At 67.2% G+C, this 20,708-nt stretch carries 18 protein-coding genes; 14 read left to right on the forward strand and 4 right to left on the reverse strand.

Features of this window, described 5'->3' with window-relative positions; translation table 11 throughout:
• The first annotated feature begins 23 nt into the window (after positions 1-23).
• Positions 24-224 (forward strand): DUF2093 domain-containing protein, encoded by a 201-nt coding sequence (locus ACH0CP_RS05960; RefSeq protein ID WP_294444169.1) that lies wholly within the window; start codon positions 24-26, stop codon positions 222-224.
• A complete protein-coding gene (locus tag ACH0CP_RS05965; protein ID WP_294444170.1) occupies positions 221-1,138 on the forward strand; it encodes a M23 family metallopeptidase in 918 nt (305 codons plus the stop codon). The genes ACH0CP_RS05960 and ACH0CP_RS05965 overlap by 4 nt, the downstream gene beginning before the upstream one ends.
• A 4-nt stretch (positions 1,139-1,142) precedes the next feature.
• On the opposite strand, the gene ACH0CP_RS05970 is transcribed toward ACH0CP_RS05965, so the two are convergent.
• Together ACH0CP_RS05970 and ACH0CP_RS05975 are read right to left on the reverse strand one after the other, a co-directional pair.
• Positions 1,143-2,294 (reverse strand): aspartyl/asparaginyl beta-hydroxylase domain-containing protein, encoded by a 1,152-nt coding sequence (locus ACH0CP_RS05970; RefSeq protein ID WP_406875818.1) that lies wholly within the window; start codon positions 2,292-2,294, stop codon positions 1,143-1,145.
• Entirely contained in the window at positions 2,294-2,827 is a 534-nt protein-coding gene (locus ACH0CP_RS05975; RefSeq protein ID WP_294444172.1) for a hypothetical protein, read from the reverse strand. Before ACH0CP_RS05975 ends, ACH0CP_RS05970 begins: the two co-directional genes overlap by 1 nt.
• 182 nt (positions 2,828-3,009) lie before the next feature.
• Here ACH0CP_RS05975 and ACH0CP_RS05980 point away from each other — a divergent pair, with 182 nt between their 5' ends.
• The 3 genes from ACH0CP_RS05980 to ACH0CP_RS05990 all read left to right on the forward strand — a co-directional run bounded on the left by ACH0CP_RS05980 (position 3,010) and on the right by ACH0CP_RS05990 (position 9,551).
• Positions 3,010-6,072 carry a TonB-dependent receptor domain-containing protein gene (locus tag ACH0CP_RS05980; protein ID WP_294444173.1) on the forward strand — a complete coding sequence of 1,021 codons (3,063 nt, stop codon included), beginning with the start codon at positions 3,010-3,012 and terminating at the stop codon, positions 6,070-6,072.
• Positions 6,073-6,207: 135 nt separating this feature from the next.
• Positions 6,208-7,689 carry a putative 2OG-Fe(II) oxygenase gene (locus ACH0CP_RS05985; protein WP_406875817.1) on the forward strand — a complete coding sequence of 494 codons (1,482 nt, stop codon included), beginning with the start codon at positions 6,208-6,210 and terminating at the stop codon, positions 7,687-7,689.
• 5 nt (positions 7,690-7,694) lie between these two features.
• Positions 7,695-9,551, forward strand: a complete 1,857-nt coding sequence (locus tag ACH0CP_RS05990) for a tetratricopeptide repeat-containing sulfotransferase family protein (RefSeq protein ID WP_294444177.1) — start codon at positions 7,695-7,697, stop codon at positions 9,549-9,551.
• 3 nt (positions 9,552-9,554) lie between these two features.
• Here the strand turns inward: ACH0CP_RS05990 and ACH0CP_RS05995 are convergent, their stop codons facing one another.
• Positions 9,555-9,815: a hypothetical protein gene (locus ACH0CP_RS05995; protein WP_294444175.1), complete on the reverse strand. Its 261-nt coding sequence runs from the start codon at positions 9,813-9,815 to the stop codon at positions 9,555-9,557.
• Between the two features lie 55 nt (positions 9,816-9,870).
• Entirely contained in the window at positions 9,871-12,453 is a 2,583-nt protein-coding gene (gene clpB / locus ACH0CP_RS06000) for an ATP-dependent chaperone ClpB (RefSeq protein ID WP_406888332.1), read from the reverse strand.
• A 243-nt stretch (positions 12,454-12,696) separates the two neighbouring features.
• Between clpB and ACH0CP_RS06005 the strand changes: the two genes are divergently transcribed.
• From ACH0CP_RS06005 to leuC, 9 genes are all read left to right on the forward strand, one after another.
• The gene (locus ACH0CP_RS06005; RefSeq protein ID WP_294445232.1) at positions 12,697-13,731 is read left to right on the forward strand and encodes an alcohol dehydrogenase family protein; all 1,035 of its coding nucleotides are present in this window, start codon (positions 12,697-12,699) and stop codon (positions 13,729-13,731) included.
• A 268-nt stretch (positions 13,732-13,999) separates the two neighbouring features.
• On the forward strand, positions 14,000-14,773 hold the full coding sequence (locus ACH0CP_RS06010) for a class II aldolase/adducin family protein (RefSeq protein ID WP_227772205.1): 774 nt from the start codon (positions 14,000-14,002) through the stop codon (positions 14,771-14,773).
• Between the two features lie 111 nt (positions 14,774-14,884).
• Entirely contained in the window at positions 14,885-15,805 is a 921-nt protein-coding gene (locus tag ACH0CP_RS06015; RefSeq protein ID WP_294444888.1) for an SMP-30/gluconolactonase/LRE family protein, read from the forward strand.
• A gap of 174 nt (positions 15,806-15,979) precedes the next feature.
• Positions 15,980-16,630, forward strand: coding sequence for an HAD-IA family hydrolase (locus ACH0CP_RS06020; protein ID WP_294444887.1), 651 nt, complete (start codon positions 15,980-15,982; stop codon positions 16,628-16,630).
• A gap of 111 nt (positions 16,631-16,741) precedes the next feature.
• Positions 16,742-17,470 (forward strand): CoA transferase subunit A, encoded by a 729-nt coding sequence (locus ACH0CP_RS06025; RefSeq protein WP_294444886.1) that lies wholly within the window; start codon positions 16,742-16,744, stop codon positions 17,468-17,470.
• Positions 17,467-18,150 (forward strand): hypothetical protein, encoded by a 684-nt coding sequence (locus ACH0CP_RS06030; RefSeq protein ID WP_294444885.1) that lies wholly within the window; start codon positions 17,467-17,469, stop codon positions 18,148-18,150. The genes ACH0CP_RS06025 and ACH0CP_RS06030 overlap by 4 nt, the downstream gene beginning before the upstream one ends.
• Positions 18,147-18,452 carry a DUF5076 domain-containing protein gene (locus ACH0CP_RS06035; protein ID WP_294444884.1) on the forward strand — a complete coding sequence of 102 codons (306 nt, stop codon included), beginning with the start codon at positions 18,147-18,149 and terminating at the stop codon, positions 18,450-18,452. Before ACH0CP_RS06030 ends, ACH0CP_RS06035 begins: the two co-directional genes overlap by 4 nt.
• The gene (locus tag ACH0CP_RS06040) at positions 18,452-19,129 is read left to right on the forward strand and encodes a CoA transferase subunit B (protein ID WP_294444883.1); all 678 of its coding nucleotides are present in this window, start codon (positions 18,452-18,454) and stop codon (positions 19,127-19,129) included. Before ACH0CP_RS06035 ends, ACH0CP_RS06040 begins: the two co-directional genes overlap by 1 nt.
• 137 nt (positions 19,130-19,266) lie before the next feature.
• Positions 19,267-20,697, forward strand: a complete 1,431-nt coding sequence (gene leuC / locus ACH0CP_RS06045) for a 3-isopropylmalate dehydratase large subunit (RefSeq protein ID WP_294444882.1) — start codon at positions 19,267-19,269, stop codon at positions 20,695-20,697.
• Positions 20,698-20,708 lie beyond the last annotated feature (11 nt).

The raw sequence follows: 20,708 nt of genomic DNA on the forward strand, positions 1-20,708 counted from the left end.
CGGCTAGAGTGAAAGACGAACGAATGCTGATGTCGAATACCGATCGCCCCGCGCGGCTTCATTACATGGCCAATGGCTTTCGCGTGCTAACGCCGGGGGACCATGTGACCTGCGCGATCAGCGGGGCGCGAATCCCGATCGAGGATCTGCGCTATTGGGACGTGGCGACCCAGCGTGCCTTCGCCAGCGCTGCCCTGGCATCGGAGGCGATGGCGCCGAAATGACGGTGCGGGCGCTGGTGGCGGGCGCGCTCCTGGTGATGATCGCGGGCTGCGTGGCGCCCCCGGCGATGGCGCCGGCGGTGGCGCCTGCTTCACCGCCGCCACCACCTCGCGCTTTGCCGGCTGCCGCGCCCGCGCCTGAGGCTCCCTTGCCGCCCGCGGCGATCAGGATCGACGGCACCGCCAGCCAGGGCGGGCTGCTGCTCGGCGCGGCGCCCACCGGAACCACGCAACTGCGCAAGGATGGCGAGGCAGTGCCGGTGGCGGCGGACGGCCGGTTCGTCGTTGCATTTGACCGGGACGCCGGGCCGACATCGACACTGGAAGCGGTGTTGCGCGACGGCCGCACCGTCACGCGCAGCATTTCCGTCGCGCCGCGCGCCTGGCGGATCGAGCGGCTCGACCGGGTGGCGAAATATCCGGTGCCGAGCGCGGACTTCCAGCGCCGCCGACCGGACGAGCTGGCGCAGATCGCCGCGGCGCGCTCGCAATCATCGGATGTGGAAGGATGGCGCCAGCGCTTCACCTGGCCCGTGACGGGGCGCATTTCCGGCCTGTTCGGGGCGCAGCGCATCTATCGCGGTGAGCCGGGGAGCTATCATTCCGGCGTCGACGTCGCACGGCCGGCGGGCACGCCCGTCAAAGCGCCGGCGGATGGCGTGGTGGCGCTCGCCGCCGCGTCGCCCTTCACGCTCGAGGGCAATCTGCTGATCATCGATCACGGCATGGGGCTGAACAGCGCCTTTCTCCACTTGTCGCGGATCGACGTACCGCTGGGCGCGCGGGTGCGACAGGGCGATGTGGTGGGTGCGATCGGCGCGACGGGGCGTGCCTCGGGACCGCATCTCCACTGGGCGATGAAGTGGCGCGACGCGCGGATTGATCCGCTGCTGATCGCCGGGCCGATGCCGCAATAGGCGCCTAGAGCGGCGTCCCCTCGTCGAGACCGCCCGCCTCCATCAGCCGGGCCACGACCTCGCGCTCGGGCGGAGCAAGGCCCGGGTGCCACACGTCGAAGATCAGCACGACGCGCGGCGCATCACTGTCATTCGCGGCCTCATGCTCGATCGTGTCGTCGAACACGAATGCCTCGCCCTCCCGCCACTGCCGCGTCTCGGCGCCGACGCGGAACCAGCAGCCGTCCGGCACGATCAGTGGCAGGTGGCAGACCAACCGGGTATTGGCGACGCCGGTGTGCGCCGGAATGCGCGTGCGCGGCTTCAGCAGCGAAAACATTGCGTTGGGCGATCGGCCCTTCACCTGCGGCTGATCGATCGGGGCGAGGGCGGCCATGGTGGCGGGGCAGGCATCGGCGTTGACCGAAATCGTCCCGCCGTTCTGCGTCAGGTGAAACGCCGTCCAGTCAAGCGAGTGGTTGAGCGCTGCCCATTGCCGCACCGGCAGGCCGGCCTCGTACTGGACATACGGCTGGCCGACGCCGGCGCCGCGCTGCTGCATGGCGAGATATTCGGCGCGGATCGCGTCGGTCTGCGCCTCGAGCTGCGTCAGCCACGGGAAGGCGCTTCGATCGTGGAACTCGCGCTCGATGAGCCCTGGATAATGGTAGTGCGTCGGCTCGGAATGGTAGACGCGCGTACGGTGGAGCGCATTGCTGGTGAAGCGCTGCGCGCGCTTGCGCATGTCCGGATCGAGGCCGGGCACCGCCTGCGTCACGGCCTCCCACCGCGCCGCGACCTGATCACGGAACGCCTCGCCCTGCCGCTGCGCATGGGCCACCATCGCGCGCAGATGGGGCGAGACAGGTTGATCGGGCGGTAGCTGGGCGAGGGCGCGGAGATAATCGCGTGCGGCTTCCACCGCGTCGCCTGCACTTTCCTTCAGCCGGGCGCGGCTCATCAGCCCCATGAAGTTCAACGGTTCGAGCCGCAGCGCTTCGGAGACGGCAGCCATGGCGCCGCTCGCGTTGCCGAGCGCGCGGCGCACGGAGCCGAGCTTCAACCAGGTTTCGGCGCGATTTGGCTGTGCGGCCAGCGCCTTTTCCAGCAACGGTTCTGCCCCGGCAAGATCGCCGCGCGCCGCGAAAGTGTCTGCTTCGCGCTCGGCTGGGTGCATTAACGCAGCCGCTTGGCGCGAACGGTGACGGTCTTCTCGAAATCGGCGAAATAGCTGCTGAGGGCGCCGCGCTTGATCGTCACCTTCTGGCCGGGCTTTACCGCATAATAGACCGGATAGTCATCCGTCTGTGCCCAGACCGCGCCATCGTCCAGCGTGAAGACGATCCGCCCCCCTTCGCCCTGGCTGGTGGACTTGATGACCGCGGTGAGCTGCTTGATCTCCGGTTCGCCATCGTCCGCATCATCGAACAGCTTGATCCGGGGCAAGGCAATGCCGAACAACGTGCGCCTCGTCTTGCGCACTTCCTCCTGATCCACGACCGCGACCTTGCGGTCACGCACCGCGACGTCGAAGGCAGCCACTTCGCGGTCGAAACACGCGAGCCGCGCAGTATCCTCCGTGATCTGGCGGCATGCCGCAAGCTTTGCCACGGATTCGGGAGGACTTTTCCGCTTGTCCCCTTGCGCAGCGGCCGGGCCGCAGCCCAGCAGCGAAACCAGCAACAATCCGATCGTGAAGCGCCCCGCCATCGCCCGTTCCTTGCCCGTAATTAGGTGCTGTTGCAATTGTGCTACATGCGACAGTGATTGTGCCTCATCCCGCCCTGACACACGTTTACAATGACAGGTCTGCGTTGCAAGCAAAGCCTATTCTGTCCGTAATCTGGGCTGAGGGAGGCCCCGGACAGGAAAAAGAGGGAAGGAATCGAAACGTGGTTAGCAAGACCAAGAGCGCATTGCTGCGCGGTGTTGCGCCGGTCGTGTTCGGTGTCGCAATCCTTGCGACCCCGGCACTGGCGCAATCCGAAGTCCAGTCCACTGCAGAACAGGCCGGCACCGGCCCGATCGAAGGCCAGCTGGATCAGGCCTCGTCGGACGGGGAGCCCGCCACCTCGGGTGGTGCGAGCGACATCGTCGTCACCGGTTCGCGCCTGCGTTCGCCGAACCTCGAGAGCGCCAGCCCGATCACGGTGCTGACCTCCGCCGAGCTCCGTCAGACCGGCACGACCCGCGTCGAGGATCTCGTCAACTCGCTGCCGCAGGTGTTCGCTGGCCAGAACTCGGGCTATTCGAACGCGTCGACCGGCACCGCGACGATTAACCTTCGTGGCCTCGGTTCGGAGCGTAACCTCGTCCTCGTCAACGGCCGCCGCCTGATGCCGGGCGACCCGAGCTCGTCGGCTGCCGACATCAACACGATCCCGGGCTCGATCATCAAGCGTGTCGACGTGCTGACGGGCGGCGCCTCGTCGGTGTACGGCGCGGACGCGGTGACGGGCGTCGTCAACTTCGTCATGGATACCGATTTCGAGGGCTTCCGCCTCGACGGCCAGTATTCGTTCTACAACCACACGAACCGCGCGGGCTCGGACGTGCGTGATGCGCTTGGTGCGCGCGGCTTCGGCGCGCCGCGTGGGCAGGTTGCGGACGGCGGCACGGTCGACGTGTCGGCCGCATTCGGCACCAGCTTTGATGACGGCCGCGGCCACATCACTGCCTATGCCGGCTACCGCAAGATCGACGCGGTGACGCAGGATCGCCGCGATTATTCGTCGTGCGCGCTCGGTCAGTCGACCGCGGCGCAGCAGGCGGCCGGCCTCGGACGGTACAACTGCGGCGGTTCGGCCACCTCGGCCAACGGCACGTTCTTCACGAACGATGCGACCCTGCAGATCGGCCCCGGCAACACCTTCATCCCGGGCTCGACGCCGTACAACTTCGCGCCGACGAACTACTTCCAGCGTCCGGATGAGCGCTACACGGCCGGTTTCTTCGCGAACTACGAGATCTCGGAGGCGATCAAGCCGTACGCCGAGTTCATGTTCATGGACGATCGTACCGTGGCGCAGATCGCGCCGTCGGGCAACTTCGGCAATACGTTCTCCATCAACTGCGACAACCCGCTGCTGTCCCCGCAGCAGGCCGGGATCGTGTGCGCACCAGGCAACCTGCTTACGCGTCCCGACAATTCGGTCATCGCGGGCGAAGCGCCGTTCGTATTCACCGATCCGGTGAGCGGTGGGACCTACAATCGCGGTGCGCTGCAGATCCTGCGCCGCAACGTTGAAGGTGGCCCGCGTCGTGACGATCTCCAGCACACCAGCTACCGCTTCGTGGCCGGCGTTCGCGGCGATCTGGGTTCGGCGTGGAACTATGACGCTTACTACCAGTATGGCCGCACCAACTTCGCCGAGACGTATTTCAACGACTTCTCGGTGAGCCGTCTGACCAACGCGCTCGACGTCATCACGGGACCGGACGGTACCCCGATCTGCCGTTCGGCTCAGGCTGGCGGCAGCGATCCGAACTGCGTGCCGTACAACATCTTCGGTGGCGGCGTCAGCGCTGCGGCGCTCGATTACCTGCAGGTTCCGGGCTTCCAGCGCGGCATCAACACCGAGCAGGTAGCCAACGCTTCGATCAGCGGCTCGTTGGGCGAGTATGGCGTGAAGTCGCCGTGGGCCGACGAAGGGCTCGGCATTGTGATCGGTGGTGAATACCGCAAGGAGAAGCTGGACTTCTTCTCGGACGTGACGTTCCAGACCGGCGATCTCGCGGGTCAGGGCGCGCCGACGCTGCCGGTCGCAGGCAGCTTCGACGTCAAGGAAGTGTTCACCGAAGTCCGCCTGCCGCTGGTTTCGGACAACTTCTTCCACGATCTGTCGCTCACCGGCGGCTACCGCTATTCGTCGTACAAGAACTCGGCTGGTGGCAAGTTCAACACCGACACGTACAAGATCGAGGGTGAATTCGCGCCGATCCGCGACATCCGCTTCCGCGGCGGTTACAATCGCGCCGTCCGTGCGCCGACCGTCCAGGATCTGTTCGCGCCGAACCGCGTCGCGCTGAACGGCTCGACTGATCCGTGCGCCGGCTTCGCCATCACGGCAGCTGACGTCGGCTGTCTGGCGCAGGGCCTGACCATTGGCCAGGTGGTCGCGCCGAATCCGTCCGAGCAGTACAACGGCCTGATCGGCGGCAACTCGAACCTCGCGCCGGAAGTCGCCGACACCTACACGGCAGGCGTGATCATCCAGCCGCGCTTCCTGCGTGGGTTCGCGCTGTCGGTCGACTGGTTCAGCATCAAGCTCGAGGGCGCCGTCAGCAGCATCGGTCAGGATACCACCCTGCAGATCTGCACCGAGACCGCGAACCCGTTCTTCTGCGGCCTGATCAACCGTGACCAGTTCGGTTCGCTGTGGCGGTCGAACGGCGGTTACGTTGTCGATACGACGCAGAACATCGGTGGCCTGTCGACCAAGGGTATCGACGTCAACGCCAGCTACACCGTGCCGCTTGGCGAAGCCGGCAGCGTCGGCCTCAGCTTCGTTGGTACGTACCTGGACGAGCTGATCACCGATCCGGGTGTGTCGGATCCGTATGACTGCTCGAACCTGTACGGCAACATCTGCGGCACGCCGAACCCGAAGTGGCGCCACCAGGCGCGTGCGAGCTACACCGCGCCGAACGGCATGGGTCTCTCGCTCCGCTGGCGTTACATGGGCCCGGTGACGCTCGACACTGTCGAGCTGGGCGGTACGGTCACCCCGGTGAACCGTCGTCTGGAAGAGACGAGCTACTTCGACCTGTCGTTCACCGCGAAGGTTGGGGACAATTTCAACTTCCGTCTCGGTGCGAACAACATCCTCGACAAGTCGCCGCGCCTGACCGCGGCTGCCAACTGCCCGGCTGGTCCGTGCAACGGCAACACTTGGCCGGGCGTGTACGACGCCATCGGTCGTTACATCTACACGGGCGTGACGCTGGACTTCTAAGTCTCACTCACAACCAGGAACTCGAACGGCGGGCAGCGATGCCCGCCGTTTTCTTTTGTGGCGGGGGCGTTAAAGACGCTGGTGATGCGCGTGACGTCCGCCTTACCCCAAGCGCCGGCTGGGGACGCGATTGCGATGCTTCGGCGCGCCGTGCCGAATGATGCCGAGGGCGCCTATCGCGCCGGGCTGCTGGCCATGCGCGAGGGTCAGGACGAGGCCGCGGTGCCGCTGCTTCGTCGCGCCGCGGAACGCCATTCCCGCGATGCGCGGCTGTGGCAGGTCTATGGGCTGGCAGCGCGAAATACCGGTGACCTGAAGATCGCCGTCGACGCGCTGACGCGCGCACGATCCCTTGCGCCGACCGACGGGCTGATCGCGCATGGCGCGGCGCGCGCCAGGCTTGAGGCCGGGCTGCCGGCGGTGGAGGATTTCCTGCTCGCGCGCCGGCTATCGGCCGTGGATGGCGCGCTATTCCTCGGGCTGGCCGGCGCACAGTTCGCCGAGCGCGATGCCGCGGGGGCGATTGCCGGGATCGAGCAGATCGTCACGCAGCAGCCTTTGTGGCTCGACGGCCATGCGACGCTTGCGCGGCTGCGGCGGATGATGGGCGATCCCGATGATCTGCGCAGCTATCGCGAGGCCGTAGCGCGCACGCCGGATAATCCGTCACTGTGGCAGGCCTGGCTATCCACCTTGTTGCTCGCCGAGCGCTTCGAGGACGTGACCGCCACCGTCGCCGCCGCGCGGCGCGCGATCGGCGCGCAGCCATTCCTGGATCTGTTCGCGGCGATCGCGGCGGACGAGGCCGGTGATCATGCCGCGGCTGGCGCATACTTCGACGGCCTGTCCGATACCGTCGAGGCCGGCACGCTGGTGCGGCGCGTGCGATCGATGATCCGCCGCGGTCGCATCACCGAGGCGGCGGCGCTCGCGCATCGTGGCACCAGGGCGCCGGGGGGGCGGATCCTGTGGCCGTACGTGGCGCTTGGCTGGCGGATGACGGACGACCCGCGCTGGGCGTGGCTGGAGGGCGATCCCGCGTTCGTCCAGGTGCATGATATCAGCCGCGAGCTCGGCGATCTCACCGAACTCGCCGAGCGGTTGCGTTCGCTGCACATCGCCGCCGAGCAGCCGCTCGACCAATCGGTGCGGCGTGGCACGCAGACTGACGGGCCGTTGTTGGCGCGGATCGAGCCCGAGATCATTCGCCTGCGCGATGCGATCCGCGGCGCGGTGTCGCGCTATATCTCCGCACTGCCGCCAGCCGATGCGGCGCATCCGCTACTGGCCGGGCCGCGCGCGCCGATCCGCTTCGCCGGCTCCTGGTCGGTGCGGCTGACCGATGGCGGGCATCATGCCGATCATGTCCACAGCCATGGCTGGATCAGCTCGGCGCTCTACGTCGCGCTGCCGCCCTCGCTTGGCGGCGAGCAGCGCGATGGATGGCTGACGCTGGGGGCGTGCGACACGTTGGTGCCGGACCTTGCCCCCTTCCGCGAGATCGAACCCAAGTTGGGCCAGCTCGTCCTGTTTCCCTCGACCATGTGGCACGGCACGCGACCTTTCGCTGCCGGTGAGCGGCTGACCGTCGCGTTCGACGTGGCGCAACCGAAGTGAATACGATGACCAATGACGAGACGGTGTTGCGCGGCATCGCGCAACTGGCGCAAGCCGGGCGGATTGCGGAGGCTCGCGAGCAGGCCGAGGCTGCCGTCGTAGACCAGCCGAGCGAGCCGCGGCTCGCCTTCGCCGCGATGCTGGCGAGCCGGGCAGGCGATCCGGAGGCTGCGCGTGGGCATCTCGAGGCGCTTCATGCCCTTATCCCGGACGATCGCGCCACCCGCTTCAACCTGGCGCAGGCGCTGATCGCGACGGGTCGGCTCGAGCGGGTGACCGATTTGCTCGCGCCGCTGCCGCGCGAACCGAAGGTCGACCGGCTGGCGGCATTCGTCGCGCTGCAAGGCGGCGATGCGTTGGCGGCCGCGGCGCTGTACCGCGACGTGGTGGCGGCATGGCCCGAGGACGCGGACAGCTGGGCAAATTTGTCTCAGGCGCAGATGCAGCTGGGTGAGGGCGATGCGGCCGTCGCCTCGCTGGAGATGGCGATCACCCAGCGGCGGCAGGGAACGGACTTTTACCTTGCGCTGATCGAGGTGCTCGAAGCGCTCGACCGGCCGGAGGCGCGTCGACGGGTGGCGCGCGACGTGGCGCGGATCGAGCCGGACGATGCCCGGGTGCAGCTGGCCCTCGGCCTGGCGGAAGCCGCCGCAGAGGACGTCAATGCCGCCGAGGAGGCGCTGCGCCGCGCGATCACGCTCGCACCGGAGGACCCGGCCGCTTACCTCGAGCTCGGTCTGCTGCTGGAGAACCACAATGCGCTCGATCTGCTCGACGCGCTGATTGCCGTCGCGCGGCAGCGGATCGGGGACGAGCTGGCGCTGCTCGAGGCGTGGGCGGCCTTTCGGCGGGGGCGGCTGGAGGAAGCGGCCACGCATGCGCAGCGCATCCCTGAGACGATCAGCGCGCATCGCCGCGCACACATCCGGGCGCTGATCGCGGATCGAATGGGTGAAACAGAGGCGGCCTTCGCGCTGTTCACCGAGATGAACGCGAAGGTGAGGGAGACGGCGCGGCCGTCAGCGGTGGGCAGCTACCGCGCCAAGATCATCGGCGAGACCGAGGCGCTGCGCGATTGGGCGCCGCCCACGGTCGACGGCCCCGCCACCGACCGGCCGGCGCCGCTGTTCATCGTCGGCTTCCCGCGTTCGGGGACGACCTTGCTCGACACGATGGTCGGCCGCCTGTCGGGCGCACAGGTGCTGGAAGAACAGCCGATGATCCCGACGCTGGAACAGGCGATCGGGGGGCTGGCGAGCGTGCCCGCGCTGGCGCCTGACGCGCTCGCCGATCTGCGCGCGCGCTACTGGGCGATGGTGGAGGATCTGGGGGCGAGCGCGACGGCGGACCTCACGGTCGACAAGCATCCACTGCACATGGCGCGCATGCCGCTGATCCACCGGCTGTTCCCGGAGGCGCGCATCCTGCTGGTCGAACGCCACCCGTATGACGTGGTGCTAAGCTGCTTCATGGCGAATTTCCGCCCGAACCAGGCAATGCTGAGCTTCACCGATCTCGAGGAAGCGGCGCGCACCTATGATGCGGTGTTCACCGCCTGGTCGCAGGCGGAGGCGCGGTTGCCGCTGACGGTTCATCGCGTCCGCTACGAGCGGCTGGTCGCCGATCCCGCGGCAGAGCTGCGCGCGGCGCTCGACTTCATCGGTGCGGACTATACGCCAGAGCTCATCGACAATGTCGCCGGGGCGCAGCAGCGCGGCACGGTGCGCACCGCCAGCTACGCGCAGGTCACCGAGCCGCTGTACCAGCGCGCGGTGGCACGCTGGCAGCGGTATCGCGACGAGCTCGCCCCCGTCATGCCCATCCTGCGCCCGTGGGTGGAGCGGATGGGCTATGACGGCTGACGATCAGTTGCTCTTGACGCGGCCGGCCTGCATCCGCTCGATATCGCGCCGTTCGATCGCCTGAACCTCGACCCATTCGGCCGCCGTGCGGCAGATCTTCTTGCTGCCGAGCCGGCTGCCGGTCGTCTCCACAGTGCGGCACACCATTCGGTTCGGGTCCTTCGAGCCCTTCTCGGTTGCCGGCGCCGCGCTCGTCGGCTGGGTTTGCGCCACGACTGGCGTGGCAAGAAGCGAAGCAACCAGAGCCAAGTTCACGAAGCGCATCAGGCAAGATCCTGCAAAGGGTTCGATTGCTGCATAGCAAAAGAAAGTTGCAATGTCAGCCGGCAACGGAAAGCACGAGCTTCCCGTCGCCTTCGTCGACCTTGATCGTGCTGCCGTCCTTCACTTCGCCGCGCAGGATGAGATCGGCGAGCGGATCCTGCAGATAGCGCTGCACCGCGCGTTTCAGCGGGCGGGCGCCATAGACCGGATCGTAGCCGACGCGGCCGAGCCACGCGCGCGCGGCGTCGGTGAGGTCGAGCGTGACCTTGCGATCGGCGAGCAGCTTGCCGACGCGCGCCACCTGGATGTCGACGATCGGCCCCATGTGCGCCTGACCCAACCGGTGGAAGAGGATGATCTCGTCCAGCCGGTTGAGGAATTCCGGGCGGAAGTGCGCGCGGACGATCTCCATCACCTGCGGCTCGACCGTTTCGACGTCCTCGCCCTCGCCGAGATTGGCGAGATACTGGCTGCCGAGGTTCGACGTCAGGATGATGAGCGTGTTCGAGAAGTCGACCGTGCGGCCCTGGCCGTCGGTGAGGCGGCCGTCGTCGAGCACCTGGAGGAGGACGTTGAACACGTCGCCATGCGCCTTCTCCACCTCGTCGAACAGCACGACCTGATAGGACCGGCGCCGCACCGCCTCGGTCAGCACGCCGCCTTCCTCATAGCCGACATAGCCGGGAGGGGCGCCGATCAGCCGGGCGACCGCGTGCTTCTCCATGAACTCGCTCATGTCGATGCGCACCATCGCGTTGGGATCGTCGAACAGGAATTCCGCGAGCGCCTTGGTCAGCTCGGTCTTGCCGACGCCCGTCGGGCCGAGGAACAGGAACGAGCCCAGAGGCCGGTTCGGATCCTGCAGCCCGGCGCGGGCGCGGCGAACGGCGGTGGAGACGGCGCGCACCGCATCGGCCTGGCCGATCACGCGCTTGCCGATCACTTCCTCCATCTTGAGGAGCTTGTCGCGCTCGCCCTCCATCATCCGCTCGACCGGGATTCCGGTCCAGCGGGCGACGACGCCGGCGATATCCTCCGAGGTCACTTCCTCGCGCAGCATCGCATTGGCCGCGGCGCCCTGCGCCTCGGCAAGCTGCTTTTCGAGCGCCGGGATGCGGCCGTAGGAAAGCTCACCCGCCTTGGCGAGATCGCCCTGGCGCTGCGCCTGTTCCAGCTCCAGCCGGGCAGCGTCGAGCTGTTCCTTGAGCTTCGCCTCGCCGGCCAGCTTGTCCTTCTCGGACTGCCAGCGCTGGGTCAGCTCGGCGGACTGCTGCTCGAGATTGGCGAGTTCCTCCTCGATCTTCTCGAGCCGGTCCTGCGAGGCTTCGTCGGTCTCGCGGCGCAGCCCCTCGCGCTCGATCTTGAGGCGAAGGATGCGGCGGTCGAGCGTCTCGATCTCCTCGGGCTTGGATTCCACCTCCATGCGGATGCGGCTGGCGGCCTCGTCCATCAGGTCGATCGCCTTGTCGGGCAGGAAGCGATCGGTGATGTAGCGGTTCGACAGCGTCGCGGCGGAGACCAGCGCGCCATCGGTGATGCGCACGCCGTGGTGAAGCTCGTACTTCTCCTTCAGCCCGCGCAGGATCGAGATCGTGTCCTCAACGGTCGGCTCGCCGACGAACACCGGCTGGAAGCGCCGCTGCAGCGCGGGGTCCTTTTCGACATACTTGCGATATTCGTCGAGCGTGGTCGCGCCGACGCAGTGCAGCTCACCGCGCGCGAGCGCCGGCTTGAGCAGGTTGCCCGCGTCCATCGCGCCTTCGGATTTGCCGGCGCCGATCAGCTGGTGCATTTCGTCGATGAAGAGGATGATGTCGCCCTCGGCGGCCTTCACCTCGTCGATCACGCCCTTCAGCCGCTCCTCGAACTCGCCGCGATATTTTGCTCCGGCGATCAGCGCGCCCATGTCGAGCGCCATCAGCGTCTTGTTCTTCAGCGTATCGGGCACGTCGCCATTGGCGATGCGCAGCGCCAGCCCCTCGGCGATGGCGGTCTTCCCGACGCCGGGCTCGCCGATCAGTACGGGATTGTTCTTGGTGCGGCGGGCGAGGACCTGGATGGTGCGGCGGATTTCCTCGTCGCGGCCGATCACCGGATCGAGCTTGCCGTCACGCGCCGCCTCGGTGAGGTCGCGGGCAAACTTCTTCAGAGCGTCATAGCGATCCTCGGCCGTCGCGGTGTCGGCGGTGCGGCCGCCGCGCAGGTCGTTGATCGCGGTGTTGAGCGCATCGGCGCGCACGCCGGCGGCCTGCAGCGCCTTGCCGGCGGCGGTGTTGAGCGACAGCGCGAGGGCGACCAGCAGGCGTTCGACGGTGACGTAGCTGTCGCCGGCCTTCTGCGCGATCTGCTCGGCCTGGTCGAGCACGCGCACGGCATCGTTGTTGAGCCCCGGCGTCGACTGCGCGCCCGAACCGCTGACCGCGGGGATGCGGGCGAGCGCGGCATCGGTCTCCGTCACCGCGCGGCGGGCGTCGCCACCGGCGGACTGGATGAGGCCGGCGGCCATGCCCTGCTCGTCTTCCAGCAGCGCCTTCAACAGATGCTCCGGGCCGATCTGCTGATGGCTCATGCGGATCGCGACGGTCTGCGCCGACTGGAGGAAGCCCTTGGCGCGGTCAGTGAATTTCTCGAGGTTCATGGGTAGTGCCTGTTTCCTTCGAGCATCATGTGGTGTTGCTGATTAGCCACACAAGAGAGCGTTATAAGAAAGATGGCAACGCTGCCCGGGCTCGTCCAGAGGCACACGCCCGGCGTTCATTCACCCGACTCCGCCACCCTTGTCGGAGGGGGGCCACGTCGCGGCTATCCGGGATTTCCGAAGGCCGGTTGACGCGCGTCCGCCGTTCCGCTCCCCTTGGGCGAAGGCATAAGGGAGCGGATCATGAAGGCATTGCGGTATTTCGGCGCGCGCGACATCCAGTACGGATCGACCGAGGATGCAGCGCTGCAGGACGACCGCGACGTGCTGGTCCGTGTGAAGCATTGCGCGATCTGCGGCAGCGACCTCCACATCTATCACGGCCACGGCTTTTCCGAGGATAAAGGCTTCTGCGTCGGTCATGAGGCGGTGGGCGAAGTGGTCGAGATCGGCCGCGCGGTGCGCAACCTGAAATCAGGCGACCGCGTGATGATCTCCGCCGCGGTCGGCTGCGGCGCCTGCCCCGGCTGCCTGATGGGCCGGGTGCACGAATGCGAAAACAACGGGTCCGGCTGCTACGGGTTGTCCGCGGCGCTGCAGGGCAGCCAGGCGGAAGCGGTGCGCGTGCCCGCGGGCGACGTCAATGCGCGACGCATCCCCGAAGGAATCAGCGACGAGCAGGCGCTGATGCTCACCGATGCATTGCCGACCAGCTGGATGGCGGTGCGCAATGCCGACATCAAGCCGGGCGCGAGCGTCGCGGTGGTGGGGCTCGGCCCGATCGGGCTAATGGCGGTGGAAGGCTGCTTCGCGATGGGCGCGGGGCGGGTCTATGCGATCGACCTGGTGCCCGAGCGGCGCGCGATTGCTGAAGGGCTGGGCGCGGTCGGCGTCGATCCGGCAGAAGCAGTGCAATTCATCCGCGAAGACACCAAGGGCCGGATGTGCAGCAGCGTCGTCGAGGCGGTGGGCGCCGACGCGACGATCGATCTGTCGCTTCGGCTGGTGGGCAAATGGGGCACGGTGTCATGCCTTGGCGTCAACCAGACGCGGCGCTTCCCCTTCCCGATGGAGCGCGCCTTCGCCAGCGGGCTGACGTTCCGCACCGGCACCTGCTCCGTGCCGCACTGGTGGCAGGAACTGATCCCGATGGTGCAGAAGGGGCAGCTCAGGCCCGAACGCTACATCTCGCACCGGCTGCCGCTGTCGCAGGGCGCCGAGGCATACGCCATCCTCGACCGGCGCGAGGCGCTGAAGGTGGTGATGACGCCGGAGTGATCCGCCGGCGTCTGTCCTACATGGCACGGATCATGTTCTAAGCGGCGATGATGATGCGCCTGACGCCTGCCCTGTTGCCGATCGCCGCCAATGTTGAGGGTGTTGGAGAAAAACGCGCTGTCGCCTCAACTTCCTCAACATTCGTTTTCTGCAATCGTCCGCGAACGGTCGCGCTATCGCCGGGATTCGCGCCCCGATCCGGGTTCGATTGCCCCTGTCCCGGCGCGCCGTTATGATCCCGCGCAAATCGCAATCAGGAGAGCACGCCATGGCCACGCTGGCACCGGTCGACAACACCGCCCAATATGCCCCCGGCGAGTGGGAGGCGCGGGTTGATCTTGCTGCGGCGTACCGCCTCGTCGCGCTGTACGGCTGGGACGATCTGATCTTCACGCACCTGTCCGCCCGCGTGCCGGGGCCCGAGCATCACTTCCTGATCAACCCCTATGACATGATGTTCGAGGAGATCACCGCCTCGAGCCTGGTCAAGATCGATGTCGAGGGCAATCCGGTCGGCCATACCGATCACCCGGTGAACCCGGCGGGCTTCACCATCCACTCGGCGATCCACATGGCGCGCGAGGATGCCGCGGCGGTGATGCACCTCCACACGCCGCACGGCCAGGCAGTGTCGGCAATGGAATTCGGCCTTCTGCCGCACACCCAGACGGCGATGATCGCGCAGCACAATGTCGCCTATCACGACTATGAGGGCATCGCGACTGACCTCGATGAGCGCGAGCGGCTGGTGGCGGACATTGGCGACAAGCACGCGATGATCCTGCGCAACCACGGCACGCTGGCGGTGGGCGACAGTGTCGCGTCCTGCTTCCTGCGGCTCTACTTCCTCGAGCGCGCGTGCGAGGCGCAGGTGCTGATGCTGTCGGCGGGGCGCGAGAACCTCAACAATCCGCCGCAGGGCGTGGAGGAGAAGGTCGCCGGGCAAAGCGCGCCGGCGGGCATGGGCAAGCTGGCCGAAAAGCTCGCCTGGCCGGCACTGCTGCGCAAGCTCGACCGGATCGATCCCAGCTTCCGCAACTGACGGCCCCCGTCACGCCTTCCCTTGCCTCTGGCGCCGCCCTCGTGAATGTAACCGTCGACACGGCGGACATTCGCGGATGAGCGGAGGCGCCAGGCAGCGAGGGAGAGGATGATGGCGGATTTCGAACTGGTGGCGGACGGCCTGCGCTTTCCGGAAGGGCCGGTGATGATGCCCGACGGGAGCATCGCGCTGGTCGAGATCGAGCCGGGGCGGATCACGCGGGTCCATCCCGATGGCCGCAAGGAGACGATCGCGGAGCCCGGCGGCGGCCCGAACGGCCTCGCGCTCGGGCCCGATGGCATGCTCTATTGCTGCAACAACGGCGGGTTCGACTGGCACGAGAACAACGGCATGCTGGCGCCGGGCGGGATCGCCAGCAACTATTCCGGCGGGCGGATCGAGCGGATCGATCCGGCGACCGGCCAGGTCGAGGTGCTGTACAAATCGGGCGATTTCGGCTGCGTGCTGCGCGGGCCGAACGATCTGGTGTTCGACAAGCACGGCGGCTTCTGGTTCACCGACCACGGCAAGGTGGACCACAGGAAGCGCGTCCATGACGTGGTCGGCATCTTCTACGCCAAGGCCGACGGCAGCCATCTGGAAGAAGTCGTCTTCCCGTCGAACAACCCCAACGGCTGCGGCCTCTCGCCGGACGGCAAGTGGCTCTATGCGGCGGAAACCTACACCTGCCGGCTGATGAAGTTCGCCGTGACCGCGCCGGGCAAGGTGGATGCGGCCGCCGGCGTCGGCGGGCCGGGCATCCCGGTCTATCGCCCTGCCGGCTGGAAGTTCTTCGATTCCCTCGCCGTCGAGGCGTCGGGCAACGTGTGCGTGGCGACGATCGGCGAATGCGGGATCAGCGTGATCTCGCCGGAGGGCGAGCTGGTCGAGTTCGTCGCGACCGACGATATCTTCACCACCAACATCTGCTTCGGCGGCGAGGACATGCGCGATGCGTACCTCACGTTGTCGGGCACCGGGCGGCTGGTGAAGACGCGCTGGAACCGGCCGGGGCTGAAGCTGGAATATTGATCACGCTGCGCCGCCTTCGCGAGGATGACCTGGCTGAGGCGGCGCAGATCCACCACGCGGCACAAGCGGCAACGAGGAGCGCTTGCCGGACGTTCGCTATCGCTGGCGCCGCTATTGACGGGCGCAGCAGGCACGGCGATGGCCGCCTGTCACGAGAATAGAAAGCGGGAGCGGATGCGCGACACGGTTATTTTCGATTTCGGCGGGGTGGTCACCTCGTCCCCGTTCGAGGCGTTCAATCGGCTGGAGCGCGAGCGCGGATTGCCGCACGATCTGATCCGCCAGATCAACGCCACCAACCCGGACGCGAACGCCTGGGCTTTGTTTGAACGCGCAGAGATCGACGCTGGTGGCTTCGACACGATGTTTGCCGAAGAAGCGCGTGCGCTTGGCCATGAGCTGCGCGGCGAGGACGTGCTGGCGCTGCTGTCCGGCGATATCCGCCCGCGCATGGTCCACGCGATCGACTGGCTGAAGAGCAATGGTTACCGCCTCGGGTGCATCACCAACAACGTGCCGGCGGGGGAGGGTGCGGGCATGTCCCGTTCCGCGGAGAAGGCGGCGAAGGTGGCCGAGGTGCTGGCGCGGTTCGATCATGTGATCGAATCGAGCAAGGTGGGGATCCGCAAGCCCGATCCGCGTATCTATCAGATGATGCTCGATTATCTCGGCAAGCCCGCGGCGAGCTGCGTGTACCTCGATGATCTTGGGATCAACTGCAAGCCGGCGGCGGCGCTGGGCATGCACGCGATCAAGGTTACTGGCGAGGCGCAGGCGCTGGACGATCTGGCCGACGCCCTTGGGGTGGCGCGAACCACCTTCTGACGGCGGGAATGACTGGACGAGCAAAGTTGAACCACCATTCACCTTTGCTTGAAGCTCGGGTGCCAAGCCGCTAATCGTTACCGCCGATACGAAATCGAGAGGCGGCACCGCATGAACAAGCTTTATCCCGATGCCGCGGCGGCGCTGGACGGCCTGCTGCATGACGGAATGACGATCTGCGCCGGCGGGTTCGGTCTGTGCGGCATTCCGGAGCGGCTGATCGACGCGATCCAGGCATCGGGCGTGAAGGACCTGACGATCGCCAGCAACAATGCCGGCATCGACGGCGAGGGATTGGGGAAGCTGCTCCGGTCGCACCAGGTGAAGAAGATGATCTCGTCCTACGTCGGCGAGAACAAGGAATTCGAGCGCCAGTATCTCTCCGGCGAGCTGGAGGTGGAATTCTGCCCGCAGGGAACACTCGCCGAGCGCTGCCGCGCGGGCGGCGCCGGCATCCCCGGCTTCTACACCAAGACGGGTGTCGGCACGCTGGTGGCCGAGGGCAAGGAAGTGAAGGTGTTCGACGGGGAGGAATATATCCTCGAGCGGGGCATCCGGGCCGACATCAGCATCATCAAGGGCTGGAAGGCGGACGAGAGCGGGAACCTCATCTTCCGCAAGACGGCGCGTAACTTCAACCAGCCGATGGCCACCGCGGGCAAGGTCTGCATCGCGGAAGTCGAGGAGGTGGTGCCGGTCGGCAGCCTCGATCCCGACCACATCCACCTGCCGGGCATCTATGTGAAGCGGATGATCGTCGGCGCGCCGTACGACAAGAAGATCGAGTTCCGCCTGACCCGCCCCCGGCCCGCCCAAGCAGCGGAGCAGGTGACAGCGTGACCGGCCGGCCGCACGCGACCATCGCGGCGGCGCTGGCGCTTGGCGGGATGCTGTCCGGCTGTGTCGCGGCGGTGATCCCGGTCGCGGCAGCGGGCACGATCGGAAAGCGCAAGCTGGATGGCCCCAAGCGCAAGAAGGAGCGCACCCGGATCACTGCGCCTGCGGTGGCCGCCGCCCCGCTGCCGGGAACCGAGATCCCCGCCACCGCGAGGCTGCAGGTGTTGCCGGCCGGCTCCGCGCTTCCCGCCCCCGATGGCAGCACGTCCGGCAAGCCCGGCGCACCGGCCCCTGAGGCTGGCTGGCGCGCCCTTATCCGCCATGTCGCCCGGGCGATGACGTCGGGCGCGTCCTGCCCCGACGGCAAGACTGCCGTGCTGATTGATGCGAGCGTCGCAAAGGCTGGAGCGGCGGAGCGGGATGCGGCGGTTGCCTCGCTCAATGCACTGCGCACGATGGGGGCGAGCGTGACCTTCATCGCCGCCGATCCGGTCGCGGCGAAGAAGGCCCTATCAGCCGCAGGAATGGCGGAGCCGGATGCCGAAGTTTCGACCGCGGCGGCGGTGCGGCCGATCGCGCGCAGCGGCTGCGTGGTAGCGAGCGGCGGCGGGGAACGGCGCGATTATACCGGCCTTGCCTGGTTCGCGCTCCCGGGCGCGGCGGTGGTGGCGGAGCGGCCATGAGCAAGCCGAGGGAAATTGATATCGACGGCGTGGCGGCGCTTGGCGATCGCTCGGTCGAGGCGGCGCGGATCTGGGTAACCGAGGGGGTCGGCAGCACGGTGCTGATCGACCCCGGCGTCCTCGAGGATCCGCGCGTGTTCGGCTATCTCATCGCCGACACCATCCGCCATGCCGCCAAGGCCTATGCCGCCGTCTGGCCGGTCAACGAGAACAAGGCGCTGCAGGCGATCGTCGACGGCGTCGGCCAGGAACTGCGCGAACAATTCAACACCATCACACCGATCGAAGGACGGAGCCACTGATGCCCGAGACTGCCCCCGTGTCTGAAACGCCGAAGGGCTGGGACCGCAACCAGATGGCTGCCCGGGCCGCAAAAGAATTGCGCGACGGCTATTATGTGAACCTGGGCATCGGCATCCCGACGCTCGTCGCCAACAACATCCCCGAAGGGATGACGGTGACGCTGCAGAGCGAGAACGGCATGCTGGGCATCGGGCCGTTCCCCTATGAGGGGGAGGAGGACCCGGACCTCATCAACGCCGGGAAGCAGACGATCAGCGAACTTCCCAACAGCGTCTATTTCGGCAGCGAGCAGAGCTTCGCGATGATCCGCGGCGGGCATATCGACCTCACCGTGCTGGGCGCGATGGAAGTGGCCGAGAACGGCGACATCGCGAACTGGATGATCCCGGGCAAGATGATCAAGGGCATGGGCGGCGCGATGGACCTCGTCGCCGGGGTGAAGAAGATCATCGTGGTGATGGAGCATGTCTCGAAGGACGGAAGCCCCAAGTTCATCCCGAGCTGCACGCTGCCGCTCACCGGCAAGAACGTCGTGGACATGATCATCACCGATCTCGCCGTGTTCCAGCGTCCCGATCACCAGAGCGCGTTCCGGCTGATCGAGCTGGCGCCGGGGGTGACGGCGGAGGACGTCGCGTCGAAGACGACGGCCTATTACGAGGTGGCGCTGGGTTAAGGTTGTCCCTTGGGCGCGCCCTCGGGTCCGGTTACGCAATGTTCGGTCTCGAGAGGCGGGGCGGAGAAAACTTTTATTGCCCGAGGAGGAAAGTGGCCTTTTCCTCCCACGCCCATCTCGGGTAAGGGCGCGGCAACATGGCTAGCCGTCCGCTCACACTCTATGAGAAGGTCTGGGCCGCGCATGTCGTCGAACGACGCGACGACGGGACGTGCCTGATCTACATCGATCGCCACCTCGTTCATGAGGTCACCAGCCCGCAGGCCTTCGAAGGGCTTCGCGCGGCGGGCCGACAAGTGCGCCGGCCGGACCTGACGCTGGCGGTGCCCGATCACAATCTGCCGACCACGCCGCGCGTCGACGCAGCGGGCCGCGAGCTGCCGATCGCTGACGCGGAAAGCGCGACGCAATTGTCGGCGCTGCGCCAGAATGTCGCAGAATTCGGCGTCCCCTACATCGATGCGCTCGCTGCCGAGCAGGGCATCGTCCACGTCGTCGGGCCGGAGCAGGGCTTCACGCTGCCCGGCACCACGGTGGTGTGCGGTGACAGCCACACGTCGGCGCATGGCGCGCTGGGCGCGCTCGCCTTCGGCATCGGAACTAGCGAGGTGGAGCATGTGCTCGCCACGCAGACGCTGCTGCTAAGTCCGTCGAAGACGATGGAAGTGCGGGTCGAGGGGACGCTGGGGTTCGGGGTGACGCCCAAGGACGTGATCCTGGCGATCATCGGGCGCATCGGCGCCGCGGGCGGGACCGGCTATGTCATTGAATATACTGGCAACATCATCCGCGAGATGTCGATCGAGGGGCGGCTGACGGTTGCCAACATGTCGATCGAGGCGGGCGCGCGGGCGGGGATGATCGCGCCTGATGACCGTACATTCGCGTACATCAAAGGTCGCCCGATGGCGCCGAAAGGTGCGGATTGGGACAAGGCGGTCGCCTGGTGGCGCAGCTTGGCGAGCGATGTGGGCGCAACGTACGACCGCACCGTCATCATTGACGCAAGCGAGATCGCGCCAGCCCTGACCTGGGGCACGAGCCCGGAAGACGTGGTGTCGATCACCGGCACCGTGCCGGCGCCGGAGAGCTTCGCCGACCCGTCCAAGCGCGAAGCGGCGCAGAAGTCGCTCGACTATATGGGCCTGACACCGGGGACCCGGCTGCAGGACGTGCCGGTGCAGCATGTCTTCATCGGATCGTGCACCAACAGCCGGATCGAGGACCTCCGTGCCGCCGCCGCCGTCGCCGACGGCCGCCACGTGGCGGATGGCGTGCGCGCGATGGTGGTGCCGGGATCGGGGCTCGTGAAGCGGCAGGCGGAAGCGGAAGGGCTGGACCGGATCTTCCTGTCCGCCGGATTCGAATGGCGCGAGCCGGGCTGCTCGATGTGCCTGGCGATGAACCCGGACAAGGTGCCGGCGGGCGAGCGCTGCGCCTCCACCTCCAACCGCAACTTCGTCGGCCGGCAGGGGCCGGGGGCGCGCACGCACCTGCTGTCGCCAGCGATGGCGGCCGCGGCGGCAGTGACCGGGCGGCTGGCAGACGTGCGCGAGCTGATGGCGTAAGGGGAGGACGA

The organism is Sphingomonas sp. 179-I 2A4 NHS, assembly GCF_045369135.1.
GTDB lineage: Bacteria > Pseudomonadota > Alphaproteobacteria > Sphingomonadales > Sphingomonadaceae > Sphingomonas.